Origin of the sequence: Psychrobacter luti (assembly GCF_014192115.1) — a bacterium.
Taxonomy (GTDB): Bacteria; Pseudomonadota; Gammaproteobacteria; order Pseudomonadales; family Moraxellaceae; genus Psychrobacter; species Psychrobacter luti.
In genome coordinates, this window is the sequence record NZ_JACHXL010000004.1 from 126048 (window position 1) to 141763 (window position 15716).

12 protein-coding genes are annotated in these 15716 nt (G+C 42.6%); 1 reads left to right on the forward strand and 11 read right to left on the reverse strand.

Annotated features, from left to right (window positions below):
- Positions 1–365: 365 nt before the first annotated feature.
- From FHS24_RS09605 to FHS24_RS09625, 5 genes are all read right to left on the reverse strand, one after another.
- Positions 366–2606 carry a neutral/alkaline non-lysosomal ceramidase N-terminal domain-containing protein gene (locus FHS24_RS09605; RefSeq protein WP_227671782.1) on the reverse strand — a complete coding sequence of 747 codons (2241 nt, stop codon included), beginning with the start codon at positions 2604–2606 and terminating at the stop codon, positions 366–368.
- Positions 2607–2948: 342 nt separating this feature from the next.
- Positions 2949–3383 (reverse strand): HIT domain-containing protein, encoded by a 435-nt coding sequence (locus FHS24_RS09610; protein WP_183620932.1) that lies wholly within the window; start codon positions 3381–3383, stop codon positions 2949–2951.
- A 251-nt stretch (positions 3384–3634) separates the two neighbouring features.
- A complete protein-coding gene (gene mfd / locus FHS24_RS09615; protein WP_183620933.1) occupies positions 3635–7372 on the reverse strand; it encodes a transcription-repair coupling factor in 3738 nt (1245 codons plus the stop codon).
- A 238-nt stretch (positions 7373–7610) separates the two neighbouring features.
- The gene (gene rraA, locus FHS24_RS09620; protein WP_227671787.1) at positions 7611–8126 is read right to left on the reverse strand and encodes a ribonuclease E activity regulator RraA; all 516 of its coding nucleotides are present in this window, start codon (positions 8124–8126) and stop codon (positions 7611–7613) included.
- 92 nt (positions 8127–8218) lie between these two features.
- A complete protein-coding gene (locus tag FHS24_RS09625; RefSeq protein WP_183620935.1) occupies positions 8219–8920 on the reverse strand; it encodes an NAD-dependent epimerase/dehydratase family protein in 702 nt (233 codons plus the stop codon).
- Positions 8921–9495: 575 nt separating this feature from the next.
- Here FHS24_RS09625 and rpsT point away from each other — a divergent pair.
- Positions 9496–9762, forward strand: a complete 267-nt coding sequence (gene rpsT, locus FHS24_RS09630; protein ID WP_010200097.1) for a 30S ribosomal protein S20 — start codon at positions 9496–9498, stop codon at positions 9760–9762.
- A 173-nt stretch (positions 9763–9935) separates the two neighbouring features.
- Here rpsT and FHS24_RS09635 read toward each other — a convergent pair whose 3' ends face one another.
- The 6 genes from FHS24_RS09635 to rpsA form a co-directional block, all read right to left on the reverse strand.
- Positions 9936–10772, reverse strand: coding sequence for a histidine phosphatase family protein (locus tag FHS24_RS09635; RefSeq protein ID WP_183620936.1), 837 nt, complete (start codon positions 10770–10772; stop codon positions 9936–9938).
- A 103-nt stretch (positions 10773–10875) separates the two neighbouring features.
- Positions 10876–11670: a metallophosphoesterase gene (locus FHS24_RS09640; RefSeq protein WP_183620937.1), complete on the reverse strand. Its 795-nt coding sequence runs from the start codon at positions 11668–11670 to the stop codon at positions 10876–10878.
- A 215-nt stretch (positions 11671–11885) separates the two neighbouring features.
- Positions 11886–12584, reverse strand: coding sequence for an orotidine-5'-phosphate decarboxylase (pyrF, locus tag FHS24_RS09645; RefSeq protein WP_183620938.1), 699 nt, complete (start codon positions 12582–12584; stop codon positions 11886–11888).
- Between the two features lie 75 nt (positions 12585–12659).
- A complete protein-coding gene (locus tag FHS24_RS09650) occupies positions 12660–13070 on the reverse strand; it encodes a lipopolysaccharide assembly protein LapA domain-containing protein (protein ID WP_183620939.1) in 411 nt (136 codons plus the stop codon).
- Between the two features lie 278 nt (positions 13071–13348).
- Positions 13349–13654 carry an integration host factor subunit beta gene (locus FHS24_RS09655; protein ID WP_183620940.1) on the reverse strand — a complete coding sequence of 102 codons (306 nt, stop codon included), beginning with the start codon at positions 13652–13654 and terminating at the stop codon, positions 13349–13351.
- 254 nt (positions 13655–13908) lie between these two features.
- A complete protein-coding gene (gene rpsA, locus FHS24_RS09660) occupies positions 13909–15600 on the reverse strand; it encodes a 30S ribosomal protein S1 (protein WP_183620941.1) in 1692 nt (563 codons plus the stop codon).
- Between the last annotated feature and the right edge of the window lie 116 nt (positions 15601–15716).

A 15716-nucleotide genomic window follows, 5' to 3' on the forward strand; every position in this document is an offset into this window, starting at 1 on the left:
ATATTATCATTGAAGTTTTAGGTAGCTCTTATTAAGCAGCTCCTATTTTTTGATAAAAGGTTGATAACTAACGCTCAACTTTATAAACAACTGATAATATAACTAGATAGTAAATCTATACATTATACTGCTTTATTCCCATAGCACCTAGGTCACTGGTAAGCAAAAGCATACCACTTATCGCTCATTTGCCTAAAAACCCCTTTGAATCCAAAGCTTGGTAGCCCTGCTTTAAGTTAACACCCTTAAAATTGGCAATAAGGTATACCAAAAATAAAGACCAAAAAGCCAGATAGTGGCTATCTGGCTTTTCTATACATAAAGATTAAGTGGAAAGTGAATTTATAAAAATATAATAAAATTTATTACTGAACGATAAAGCTATTAGAAACGCCTGAATACGGCTTTATTTTACGCGTCCAGCCACTTTTCCAATCGCCTTGATGGGTCAATCGGTACGTACCCGCTGGAGTACCATTACTGATTCGCCAATCAACAATGGCTTTACTATAAGCCGCCCCTTCACGCTTCCAAGTATAAGTGGTTTCAAAGTCGCTATCACTTAGATAATCGACCCATTGGCCATTTTCAAAACGTTGCACCTTTAAAAAACTGTCTTCTGTACGTAAATTATTTTTAGGATGAGCACCGCGAAATATCGCCGTAGCGACCTGACCTTTTTGATAACTGGCTTTAGGCTGAGTGAGGGTTTGTCCCCAAGCTTGGTGCAAAGGCTTATCATCAAATACCACACCCGGACGCTCATTAAATGATTTACCTGAGCGATCAGGCGGTGTTGCAGTGTCATAAACCTCTACGCCATCACGTAGCGCTTCGGCCAGTTGCGTATATTCTTGGATATAAGCAGCGGTTTGATAAGGGCCATATTCAGTAGACGCTCCTTCATAATGTTGGGTGGCAAACTCTTCACGAGTGCTCAAATAGCCACTATAGTTGTTTGCCAAGCCATTAATAATAACGGTATCGACCCCTGAGTCTTTTAGCTGGGCCAGCACTGCGGCGCGCATCCGTCGGCCAACCATGGTAGTGGGTTCACCAGGGATAGCAACGATGGCAATATTGCCGATACGCATGAGCTGGACGGGTTGCTGAGTATTAATCCAGCCCCAGCTACCCGTAGGTAATAACACCTGTTTTTCCGCCTGACAGTCATCTTGGCTGACGGTTGAAACAATACCAAAGGCACCACGCGTTAAACTACCCAGAAAAGATTGATCCACTTTATTGATATCGTCATTAATACGGAAGTTTTCTCGCGTCATGCCCTCATACATACCTGGTATGTCCGATGGACCATTCTCACCGCCAGCAGCAAAAGAATAACCTCGCGCTGGCATACATAAGACTTTATTACCTGCGCCATTGGTGAACTTACCATCTACTTGGTAGCCCTTTAAATCGACCCAACGGGCACGTACGTCCACAGGTCCAGCAACAGGGACACCTTGATTCCAAAGCTCGGTCGCTTTATCAAGCTGCAGTTGCCCATCACGCCTGACATTTTCCCACTCATTGTCGCTACCTTGATAGCCAGGTTTTGAGTTGGCATTACCACCTGCCGCCAGTACATCACCCTCATCGGCATTGGCAAAAGCCGCGACAAATTTCTTATTGGAATCTCCAGCAAAAACCTTTTCTGCACCACGCTGGGCAAAGCCTTTATTATCAGCACTTAGATGCATGAACTGATTACTGAAACTGGTTGGATGCAAGGCAAACCAATTAATCAGGCCCACTGGTGTGCCATCGGCAGCATCTAGGCGCAGTTGGGTCATGGTTTCATTGACATTACTATCAAAGTCTTTTGCATCGACATTTTTGTTATAAGCAAATTCTGAGCGATTAAGTGTCGCACCTTTTAGCTCGCCTTGCGCCAAAGATAGCGTCCCAGGAGCCAAGGTATCATGAGCACGCTTAATCGAGGTAACAATGCCATTGACGATAGCATTGAAGTTTTGGCTGCTATAGCCTGATAGGGTATCGTCGGTACTGGCTATTTGATAAAGCTGTTGGTGCGAGTAGCCAGCGTTGCCCACATGGGTGTGAGTGGCGGTGAGCATGACATTGTCGTCGTTATATAGCCCGCCATAGTCCGCTTGCAAGCGTTTGATGACCTCAAGCTTTACCGCGGTAAACATTGCCCCCATATCTGCCGATACATAGACGACACGTTTGCCCTGATTTTGACTACTGTCTTCCTCTCCGATAATAAAAGCATGAGAATACAAGCGGTCATTAATCCCTTGTACTACTTGACCAGAAGCATAGCCAAACATGCCAGTTTCAGCAGCAGCACCCGTGATATCTGCTTTACCGCTACCAACGAGATACTGACTTGTCGGCATTGCTCTCATAGACATGGCAGAAGCGCTATGATTTAACGTCATAGCACTGTCTGAGGAGGAAGAAGTAGTATTTGCAGTTATGGCTTGCCTTGAATCAGAAGGCAACGATGAGGCGGATTGTACGGCAGCAGATTCAGTTGAGTCCGTCTCACAGGCAGTCAGGCTGAGAGCAGCGCTACAAATAGAGATGAGTAACATAGAGGGTCGTAATAATGGTGGTGCAACACAGGAAATAGTCATTTTGTTATCCTTAACATAGAGTGAAATCTCAGACTGAATATTTCTAATCTAAGATTAAATAGCTCAAACCATTTCCAAAGCGCCACATTAATCATACTGATTAATACGCAAAAAAAATGACTGTGAGCAGATAAGTTGGCTATATCCATTTAACCAACCTACTCTCTAATATAATGAATAACAGACAAATGTAAAACACTTTATGATTAAAACAACTTAAACCATCATTAAAGCTGGCTTTACAGTTTGTTTAAATAAATGCATTTAGATAAAAATCGTTTGGAACAGAAAATTTAAATGAAAAGTTATAAATAGTTCATTTTAAATTTTAATTCTCAGGTTTTACTGCATTTGCCAATCAAACGGCATTTGATGATGACCACGTAGCGCCATCATTAATGTCTGCTGCATCTGCGCCAACACTTCTTTAGTATAAGGGATGGCAGGGACACCCCATACTGGATTTGGCCACTGCATGTCGTTTTGATAGCGAACGATATGATGGAAATGTAGCTGCGGTACTTGATTGCCCAGTGCTGCTACATTCATTTTATCTGCTTGGAAGGTCTTGGCCAGTTGGCTTGATAACCAGCTTGATTCACGCAAAAACTGTGCTTGATCGGCCTCAGACAACTCATACAATTCTTTGATCCCCGATACACGAGGCACTAAGATTAACCAAGGAAACTGACAATCATTGATTAAACGACAGGTCGATAATGGGAAATCACCCACTAAAAAACTATCAGCAGCAAGTTTATGATGAAGTTGGAACATAATGACGGTTCTCTTGTTATGACGCTTAGATAAAAGGAAGTAAAGTGAAATTAATTAAAAGCTTAATGAGCCATAAAAATAATAGGCTAAATATAGGATGCCGCTATTTTATCAGTTATCCGATCGATAAAATAGCGCCATGACTGATTGTCTTAACGCCTTACTTGAGTACGGACTAACTGACCAACTTAGCTGATTTAATCTACTGAAAATCACTGCTAAGCTCTCAAAATGCCGAAATGCCAATACAACTATGCTGAATCTGCCACCATATGCTCATTAAAATAGCGTAGTAACTCTTGAATCGCAGTGACACGCTGCTGCGGCGTTGCCAGTTTATCGGCATCTTGGTAACGAATTCCAGACGCACCATTCATGCGATAACGCTGCCCATTTGATTGAATCAACTTAATAATCGCTAGTGCATCAACTGGAGTATCAGGTGCAAACTCTAATGTCATGCTATTACTATTAGCATCAATCTTATTAATCTTTAGCGGCTCAGCTTGTATTCGCAGTCCATGAATAGCAAATAACTGCTTGGTCTGATCTGGCAAAATGCCAAAACGGTCAATCATTTCGGTACGGATATCAGTCAGAGCTTCTTTATCATCGGCATTACTGATGCGTTTATAGAACAACAAACGCTGATGGACATCGTGTAGATACTCTTCTGGTATCAGCGCCGAACTATGCAAGTTAATCTCGCTAGTTAGCGATAAAGGTGTGCTCAAGTCAGGCTCTTTACCCGCCTTAATCGCCTTTGTTGCCCGCTCGAGCATATCCATATATAAGCTAAAACCAATCGCTTGCATGTTACCACTTTGCTGCTTACCCAGTATCTCACCAGCACCGCGAATCTCTAAATCTTCACTAGCCAGCATAAAACCTGCACCTAAGGTATTGGCACGCTCAATCGCATGCAGACGGCGCTTAGCATCGCCTTTAAGCCCTTTAATAGAAGGCACTAGCAGATAACAATAGGCTTGATGATGACTACGGCCAACACGACCACGCAGCTGATGCAATTGCGCCAAGCCAAACTTATCGGCGCGCTCTATGATAATAGTATTGGCATTGGGTACATCGATACCTGTTTCGATAATGGTCGAGCATATTAGCACGTTGAACTTTTTATGATAAAACTGCTGCATCACTTGCTCAAGTTGGCGCTCTTGCATCTGTCCATGTGCGACCCCTACTCGCGCCTCAGGAACCAACTCACGTATAGTTTCTGCCATACGCTCAATACTCGCCACATCATTATGCAATAAATACACTTGCCCGCCACGCAGTAGCTCACGTAAGATAGCCTCTTTCATCAAAGCGTCAGTCTTCTGCATGACAAAAGTTTTAATCGCTAGACGGCGAGCAGGTGGCGTCGCAATAATCGACATGTCACGCATACCTGAGAGCGCCATATTAAGCGTTCTAGGGATGGGCGTCGCAGTCATCGACATACTATCTACATCGGTCTGAATCGCCTTGATACGCTCTTTATGACGCACGCCAAAGCGATGTTCTTCATCGACAATCATCAAGCCCAAATTAGAGAATTTCACATCGGGTTGTAATAATTTATGCGTACCGATAACGATATCAACCTTGCCTGCTGCGAGGTCTGTTAGCACTGTTTCTTGATGCTTTTTACCACCAAAACGCGACAAGGTTTCAATACGTACTGGCCAATCAGCAAAACGGTCACGGAAATTGTCTTCATGCTGACCTGCTAGCAAGGTGGTCGGCACCAATACTGCTACCTGATAGCCAGCACTAACCGCAATAAAGGCGGCTCGCATAGCTACTTCTGTTTTACCAAAACCTACGTCGCCGCAGATAAGACGATCCATTGGCTGATTTTGCCTCATGTCTTCCATCACCGCATGAATGGCATTGGCTTGGTCGGGCGTTTCCTCAAAAGCAAATTGGCTGGCAAAGAGCTCATACTGCGATGGGTCTATTTTGAAATGAATACCAACTTTGGCTTCACGCCGTGCTTGCATATTGAGTAGCTCAGCCGCCACATCATGGATTTGCTCAAGCGCTTTTTGCTTGGCTTTATCCCATTTACCGCTGCCGATTTTGTGCAATGGCGCAAGCGCTGGGTCACCGCCGCTATAGCGATTGATCATTTGTAAATTGGCAACAGGCACATAGATACTAGCATCATCAGCGTATTTCAAGTGAATAAACTCTTGCTCACCATCACCGACATCTAGCGTAATCAGTCCGTGATAACGCCCAATACCATGCTCGATATGTACCACTGGGCTACCTTCGGTTATCTCGGTAACACTTTTAACCAAAAACTCTTCTGACACACCGCTTTGACGACGTCTGCGCGTTTGCAATACTTGTCGACCAAACAATTGGGTCTCACTAATCAGAACCAAACGTTCAGGAACATATACTCCGCGTTCAATAGGTGCAACCGTGAGTCCAACTTGTGGCAGTTCTTTAGCATTAAGCCCAGTAGTTTTATCGGCGGCTAAAAACGCCTCAAAGCTGTCATAAGCTTTGATATCGATTTTGCATTTAAATAGCTCAATGAGAATCTCACGGCGACCAGCTGTTTCAGCGACAATCAATACAGGTGTTGCTGTTTGCGCTTGCAGCGCTAAAAATTCTAACAGTTCGGTAAGTGGCTCAGCTTTTTGATGATTGACTGATAATTGTGGCGGCTCTTGCGCACTTAACGTCACCAAGCCTTGCTGTTTATTTGCCGTAAGCGGTAGTCCTGGCTTTGAATCCAGCTGTTGTTCAAGTGCTAATAATGAATCGTTGCTATCAATTACAGCCACATCGGTCATGGTAGCCAATTCATTACGCGCGCTTAATATTACCCGTGGATAATGATTTAGGTGCTCGTTTAGAGTATTTGATAATAAATACAATAATTCAGGTGCGACGATGGGCTTATCAATATCATGACGACGCTCTTCATAACGGCGCTGGATTTGTGACCAGTAATCTGCCTGTTTTTCGTTAATTAGCTCATCTGTTATAAATAAAGCATCACTTGGTAAGTAAGCAAATAAGCTACTCTCAGCCTGCCAATCCTTTAAGTCAAAAAATAGCGGCTGGTAGTATTCAAGTCCGCTACTGGCGATACCTGCCATGACATCTTTGTGTAGTTCAAACTTACGGCTGCTGGTATTAGGGAACATGGCGGCAAAGTTGGTACGAAACGTCTCGCGCCCTTCATCAAGCGGAAACTCTTTGGCAGGTAGTATTTGAAATTGTTCGATGGGTTTTGAGATGTCTGGCAGTTTATGTAGTAGCGACAGTGACTCTTTACCCATACTGCTATCGTTACCACTCATCATCGTTTTGAGGTCATCGATGGTCAGTGTGCGCTGAGTCTGTGGATTAAAAAATCGAATGGTTTCAATTTCATCGTCGAATAAATCCAAACGTAGCGGAAACGGCTGACCCATTGCAAAGATATCAATGATACTGCCACGTACGGCAAATTCGCCCGGCTCAAAAACATTCTCAACCGCTCGGTAACCGGCCTTTGCCAATAAGCCACGTTGGGTATTGATATCAAATCGATCACCCACACTCAAATCAAAATGCTGACCTATCAGCCAGCTTGGCGGTGCGACCCGATGCATGAGCGCCTGTACCGAGATTAGCAGCACGCCTGACGTTGGCATATCGGTTAATAGATTGATACGCTCGCTGACGATATCTTGATGCGGTGACAGCTCATCATAGGTCAACGTCTCCCAATCAGGGAATACATAAGCATCAACGCCGCAAAATGCCAACTCTGTCTCTATCTGATTAAGCTGGTTTTGGTCACGGGTTACCACAACTTTCAGACGGTCAGCAACATTCCATAGTGATGTTTGCACCAGACTTGCCAGCCACAAACTACTGACTGCCCCATGCACAGGTGCCAGCCAACGGCGCTGGGCATTCTGGATAGGAAACAACTGCTGGTTAATCGGTTCAAAGGCGTCAGTCAAAGCAGTGATAGGCATAAAGGATAGGATCAAGGTTAAGAGTCAGAAAGCTATTATACGAATATTTTGGCAATTACCAAAATTTATGCCGTAACGGTTTGTCACTTAGCATTTTTATTAAAAGTCTAATAGCTAAATAGCTGATAAAACTTATATTCGTATGCAAAGACATGATAGTCAAATATCAAAACCTCAACGGTTAAGCTGAGGTTTTTGAGTTTTAATTGTTAAACTGTTTTTAAAATAAAAGCTGTTTTTAAATTAATGGTTTGTCGCTAGCAATGATACCGTTATTATCTGCATAAACAAACATACCTGAATTTAAGGTTAAATCACCAAAGCTGATTTCAAGATCGGTTTGACCTTCATCGCGGCGATTCGATTTACGCGGGATACAGCCAAGTGCCATGACACCGATATCCATTGCTGCCATATCATCAACATCACGGACACAGCCATACACTATAACCCCTGCCCAGCCATTATCAATCGCCGACTGTGCAATCATATCGCCTAACAGCGCACAACGCATCGAACCGCCACCGTCAACGACCAATACCTTGCCATTACCGTCTTTGTCTTTGCCATCGCTGTTCAGCAATGACTTTACGCGGCTATTGTCTTCAAAGCATTTCACCGTCACGATTTCACCGCAAAATCTGTCTTTGCCACCAAAGCTATAAAAAGACTTGCCTTCGATATTGGGTAAACACACCTGTGATTCAGGATTGGCATCCAATAAATCACAAGTCACAAAATTCTCTTTATTCATCGTTGATGCTGGCATGGCGACGCTCCTTGTTATTCATGTTTAGGCTATTGATAGATAGGTTTTGAGTTTAATTTTCTAATTTAATACTTAGGCTATTTTTTGACTTTAGTCATCGCTAGCATTTGTTTATTTTCGATAATATCTGTGGTTTGAATCGCAGGCTCACTACGGTATTTATTACGCTGATAAACCTCATGCGCACTCATTGCCATGGCACTAGCAACGCGCTTTGCAGATATAGGGTGTAATGATAATGACTCTGATACCAAAGGCGAAATAAGTTTAAACGCTTTTTGACCAAAGCTTTCAAGCGGACGACCTTTATGTTTGCCCAACAATAAAGAAGGACGGAGGATGACCAACTGTTTAAAACCTAGCGCCATAATAGACTGCTCAGTTTCCGCCTTGACCCGATTGTATAAAAATCGACTGTCGATATCCGCATTCATTGAGGACAATAAAAAGAAGTTTTCTACGCCTTTATCTTGGCAGAGTTTGGCAAAATTGACATTATAATCATGATCGATTTTTCGAAAAGCCTCATCACTACCCGCTTGCTTTTTGGTGGTACCAAGGCAACTAAAAGCATCTGTCTTACTATCAGCCCCAACGCTGGCAAATATTTCAGCCAAGTTATCAAAATCATTCACCTGATAAAAGCGCATGCTGGCGTTAATATAGCGTGGCGGTCGCCGTGCAATCACAATTAACGTGTCATAAAGCTCACTAAGCTGCTTCACAAGATGCTGCCCGACCAGTCCTGTTGCGCCAATCAAAATCGCTTTTCGTTGCATAGCCTATCCATTTATATAATGTTGGAATATGTATAATCAGAAGAAAAATGAGATGCAAACACCTAGTATCAACGCTTTTCACTAACGTCTTTGCCCCTTGTATCATAGGTATCATACCTAAATTCAGAGATAACTGACGCTATTCTAAACAATTTATTGTAAGAGATTTTATCAGCTATCAAATTGACTTTACCAATCACACGTTTTACGCCTCCACTTTTGCTAGTTATTTTGCTCATTTGCTTAATAAAACGCTTATAAACAACCCTAAAAACCAGCAATCCGTGTGCTAGCATAACTTCTTTACGCATTAATCATCAAATATATTGTTCTAAGCGCAATAATTTGCTAAGATAACCGGCTTTACACGTCAACGCTGTTTAATTATTCCAAACAGTTCTGGCGCTTGCGATGATCTATTACTAATTTAGGTGCCTTTAATAACAGATAGGTACTCTAATATCAGACATCGACATCATGTTTGGCGAGAGGCTGCTCGTCACCGATGATTGTTAAACCCATTATTATTGCAATCAACATTCATATTTTTATCTGTCTTTATCAAGGAGATACGCGTGGCTAATACTGCACAAGCTCGTAAACGCGCCCGTCAAAACACCAAACGTCGTCAGAACTCTGCGTCACAACGCTCTATGGTTCGTACTTATCTAAAACGTGTTGACGCGGCTATCGCTGCTAAAGATTATGACGCGGCTACCGAAGCTTACAAAAAAGCGGTACCGGTTCTTGATCGTATGGCTGACAAAGGTATTATTCATAAGAATAAAGCTGCTCGTCGTAAGAGCCGCCTAAACAAAACCATCAAAGGCTTACAAGCTTAAGATTGGTTGCGTTTGGACCGCATTTCGCTTTATAGTGTGATGACTAAAACCTTGTTACCAGTTCTAATACTGGGGCAAGGTTTTTTTATGCCTGTTTATTTATCATTTATAACTGCTTAAAAGTTTTTAATAGTGTTTAACAGTTTTAGAAAATGATGTTTAGCAAATAATGCTTAGGTCCATTTTACTTCTGGTGGCAACAGCAGTTTATTCGGATGGAAGCCAGCCGCACGGTAACTGTCAAGCAAAGTATGAATCGGACGCACATAAACTTCACCGCGCCAGACGAAATAAGCACTGGCCTGCTCAAATGGCTTATCATCAAACCACAAAAACACCCCTTCCATCATTTTTGGCCAATCATTCCAATCAATCTCAGTCACATCAAACATCACTGCCAAAAATGCTGACAGCAAGGTATCATGACTGACGGCAAGCATTAAATGCCCATGCTCAGGCTGATTCTGGTAAAACAGTGATAAAAGATCAAGCCCACCTTGATAGGCATTTTTGGTACCTTCAAGATTGCCTTGTAAAAAGCGATTGATAAAATTGAGCACGCCAATCTCTTTAAATATGGGATTGGCAATCTCAGGTTCAGTCACCAGACTACCCGGTTCAACCAATAATGATTGATGCGAGATATCACGTTGTAGCCCCGCGCCTGCTTGCATCAGCTGCGCGGTATCAATACAGCGACCAATTGGGCTTGAGATACTATCGACATCGAGCGAATACGGCAGATGTCCTGCCAACCAACGTCCCCAAGACTTCGCTAAGACGCGACCTTTTTGGGTCAGCGGCAACTGATAACTGGCAAAACCATTACCGTCAGAGCGCTCACGTAAAGAATGCCTGGTAAATAAAATCAGCCGTTTATCCGTAGGCAGTAAGCCGACCGAAGACATCATACTGTCAGGTAAGTGCGAGGGCGCTGGTGCACTTGGCGTGTGACTCGCACGCTGCGCAGCGGATAGTTTTGATAGGGTGTTATTAGGCAGTTTACTCATGATAGCAAGCGTAGCAGATTTTTTGACATCAATGAACAAAATATAAGTTCAGTTGCAATATAGCGTATCTTTATAAATTTAAGCGCTTAGTTAAGACGATTTATCAAATCTCAATCACCTTATCCCAAGCAAATGCCAATTCAGTACTACTCACCTCATTCGGATAAGCACGTGGATTGACGATGACTCGCGTTTTATTGATTTGATAATCAAAAGCTTCATGGGTATGACCATGCACCCAAAGCGTGGGCGCCCAATCCTCATACATCCAGCTTGATAAATCACTGACAAAAGCGGCATTACTTGGCAGCTCAGCATACTTCTCAGACACCGATAACGGACTGATACTATGATGACTCATGACCACAGTTTTTTTACCCATTACTTTAGCCGTTTTCAATGCTTGCTGTAACCATCGGCGCTGCTCAGCATGGATTTGCATTGATAGTTCAGGTGAAAACAGCTCGCTACCGGCGTAAATTTGCTTATAATCACGCATAAAACGCCTAGCAACTGCCATGGTATCTTCGTTGGCTTGATATTGATAATCCGTCCATAGCGTACAGCCTAAAATTCGCACTTCACCAATATCGATATGCTGACACTGCAACACGCGCATGCCTTGCTTTAACTCAGCATTATAATTATCCCAAGTTGCCAGCTTCTTATCAAAATGCAGCACATCTTCATTAAAGTACTCATGATTACCAGAGATGGTAATTAATGGCACTTGTAAGCGCGCTGCTTGCTCTTGTAGCCATGGCATTCCACTATCACTGTTGGCAGTGTCCCCTGCTACTAGCACCACGTCTGCGTCCGTTTTCGGGATATGTCCTAGCGGATGCGACTGACGAGCATAGCTATCAATATGTAAGTCACTTAAGATCTGTAGTTTCATATATTTTACTATTGTCCCATCATGCCATTTGCAAAAACTTGAAGATAAAAAACTGCCTATTGCTACGCTTGCTATCAACATAAATTTAACCAGTGTAGCACTTTTTTCATTACTGGCAAAAAGTAAAAAAGACAGCTTGTTAGGCTGTCTTTTCTATAGATATGCTGCTAAAAACATCTAAACAGATTATAAAATTTTATACGCTCTATCTATAATCAGATACTTTGAAGTATCGTTTGTAATTTAGCCGCAGGATTTGTTGCTTGGGTAATAGAGCGCCCAATTACTAAATAATCAGAGCCATCATTTAACGCTTGTTTCGGTGTGCAAATGCGTTTCTGATCATCGGCATTGTCGTCTAACAGGCGGATACCCGGAGTAATTAGCTTGAAATCTTGACCGCATAGCTGCTTAAGCGTTTTGGCTTCTTGCGCTGAACATACCACCCCATCAAGACCTGCTTGCTTGGTCAATTGTGCTAAGCGGCTTACTTGTACATCTAAGCCGTCCGTGATGCCCGTTTGCATCAATGCTTGATTGTCCATAGAGGTCAGCACGGTAACAGCTATTAGCAGGGTCTCAAAATTACCGTCTAATAAGCTTTTTTTGGCTAATGACATCGCCTCTAAGCCCGCGCTTGCATGGACATTGACCATCCATACGCCAAGCTCAGCTGCTGCCAATACCGCTTGTGCCGTGGTATTAGGGATATCATGGAACTTCAAGTCCAAAAATACTTCAAAATTACGCTGATGTAGCGCCTTAACTATCTCAGGACCGCAGCGGGTAAACAGCTCTTTACCTACCTTTAAGCGACATAACGCCGGATCTAATTGGTCAGCCAGTGCTAACGAGTCATCTCTCGTCATGTTATCTAAAGCAACGACGACGGGAGAGGTATTTGCTTGATTCATAGTTATGCCACTTTCTATCGGGTTATCAAATGATTGTATATAGAGCTATTAGCAATAGAATAATCGTCTAACCAACTAATAGTCTCGCTTTTGCTTGGTTAACGTTGCACCGTCGTCTACATCGCCGACGCTACCATCTTGTACATTGGTCGCTGTCGCGCCATAGACTGCTTCTTCTAACGACGGCGCGTTTGCTTGACGGTCAATAACAATATTGGCTTGTGCCACTTGCTCTTGTAGATCGGCATTTAATTTTTGTAGACGTGAGATTTCCCACTTATTTTGTAGTACACGGAACATGAGTAAGGCTAATAACATACCAATAATGATGCCGAGTATCAGGCACAGAATCAGCAATAAGCCCAGGTTCATCGTCGGTGCTTGGGAAAATAATAAGTTCACCCCAACTTCAGTATTATTGGCTAATACTAAACCTAGCGAATAAGCGAAGCTTAAAAACAGTAATACCAGCAGTAAAATGCGCATCAGACGTATCCTTGTGTGTTGAATAGTATGAACAGTTTAGCAAATAAAGCAGCCATACCGACTGCTAGTAAAGACTTTCAATATTTAGTTTCTTATGTAAAGAGACTGGTTTTATATCTCTGAGCTTATTCGTTTTGGTTAATGATAAAAACCTCAACTGTAAAAACAGCTAATAGTAAGAGGCTTTTATCAGAAGCAGCTTTAGTAGTAAGACGCCTTAGTAATCACTAACTTTAATAAGTCAGAAAAATAAACGTCTTACCCTCCTATTTACGTTACTAACCGTGGGCTACTTTATCGTTGACAGCTTCACGTAGTGCTTTGCCAGGCTTAAAGTGCGGAATGGCTTTGGCAGGTACTGGTACGCTTTCCCCTGTTTTAGGGTTACGCCCCATACGTGCACGGCGATGATGGAGACAAAAACTACCAAAGCCGCGCACCTCTACTCGGCCGTCGTTGGCTAAAGTATCGGTCATCAAATTTAATATTTCGCGTACTGCATCATCGACAACGGTGTCTGTCATGTTGTCACAATTCGCACTAAGATTACTAATAAATTCGGACTTGTTAATTGCTTGCTGCATTATCACACTGGCCTTATTGATTAATGGATAAGATGGTTGTGAGGTAAATTGTCATTTTATGAATATTTAGGTTTACGTTCACATCTCGTTACTCAATGTTGCAAATGATAGCGGATATTAGCGCAAATGGAAATAAGAGTTTCCCCTTTTACAGGAAATCTCTAAGCATTTGCTTCATACCCAAATTTAATCACAAAAAAAAGCGACCGGAGTCGCTTTCTTTTTATATACTAATTATATCAACAATATACAGCTTACTGCATTTGTTCTTTGATCAAGTCACCAATAGTTTTTGGCTGTGCATCAGAACCAGCAGTAGTACTAGTTGTGCTAGTGCTGCTTAGCTCTTTAATCGCTTGACGCTCTTCAGCTTCGTCTTTTGCTTTGATTGACAAGCTGATATTACGAGTTTTACGATCAACACTGATGATTTTAGCTTCAACGTCATCACCAACAGTTAGATGCTTAGTCGCATCTTCAACGCGGTCACGTTGAATCTCAGAGGCACGTAGATACGCTTCCACTTCGTCAGCAAGCTCGATGGTAGCACCTTTAGCGTCTACTTCTTTTACTTTACCGTTAACGATAGCACCACGGTCATTGTTGACTAGGTATTCGTTAAATGGATCTGAAGTCAATTGTTTCACGCCTAGGCTGATACGGTTGGCTTCTGAATCTACAGACAATACCATTGCTTCAACGGTGTCGCCTTTGTTGTAGTTACGGATAGCATCTTCACCAGTTTCATTCCAAGAAATGTCTGACAAGTGAACCAAACCATCAATACCACCATCTAGACCAATAAAGATACCGAAGTCAGTGATAGATTTGATCGTACCAGTGATTTTATCACCACGCTCATGTTTCTTATCAAACTCATCCCATGGATTAGCTAGAGTCTGTTTGATACCTAAGCTGATACGACGACGTTCTTCGTCGATATCAAGAATCATCACTTCAACTTCGTCACCCACTTGAACAACTTTCGATGGATGGATGTTTTTGTTGGTGTGATCCATTTCTGATACGTGTACTAGACCTTCAATACCTTCAGAAATTTCAGCGAAACAACCATAATCAGTCAAATTGGTTACGCGAGCTTTAACAACGCTACCCACTGGGTAAGTGCCGCCAACGTTATCCCAAGGATCAGTACCTAGTTGTTTTAGACCTAGGCTTACGCGATTGCGCTCACGGTCAAATTTAAGTACTTTAACTTTAAGGTCTTGACCAACTTCAACAACTTCAGATGGGTGCTTGATGCGGCGCCATGCCATATCAGTGATGTGCAATAGACCATCAATACCACCAAGATCAACGAATGCACCGTAATCAGTTAGGTTCTTAACGATACCTTCGATCTCGATACCTTCTTCAAGCTTGTTCAATAGCTCTTCACGCTCAGCTGAGTTTTCAGCTTCCATAACAGCGCGGCGACTTACCACAACGTTGTTACGTTTTTGATCAAGTTTGATAACTTTAAATTCTAGCTCTTTGCCTTCTAGATGCGTGGTATCACGAATCGGACGGACGTCTACCAATGAACCTGGTAAGAACGCGCGAACTGAACCGATATCTACGGTAAAGCCGCCTTTAACTTTGCTAGAAATAATACCTTTAACGATCTCATCATTGTCAGAGATTTTTTCAAGGAAATTCCAAGTCTCAACGCGTTTGGCTTTTTCACGTGACAGTAAGGTTTGACCCATACCGTTATCGACTGCTTCAACCACTACGTCTACTGTATCGCCAACTTCGACTTCAAGTTCGCCTTCTTCGCTTAAAAACTCTTCACGAGCGACAATACCTTCAGATTTCAGACCAGTATCGACAGTGATCCAGTCGTTATCGATGGCGACAACAGTACCGGTGATAACCGAGCCACGCTCGATATCCAGACCTGTTTCTTCGATGCTCGCTTCAAATAGTTCAGCAAATGATTCCATTATGTCTACCTTTGTATAGCCGTATCCTGTCCAGCACAGTACGGATCAAATGTATGATTGCATAAAACGAGAATACTGGTTTTATATCCTATGCAGTCATATAAAAAAACGTTTGT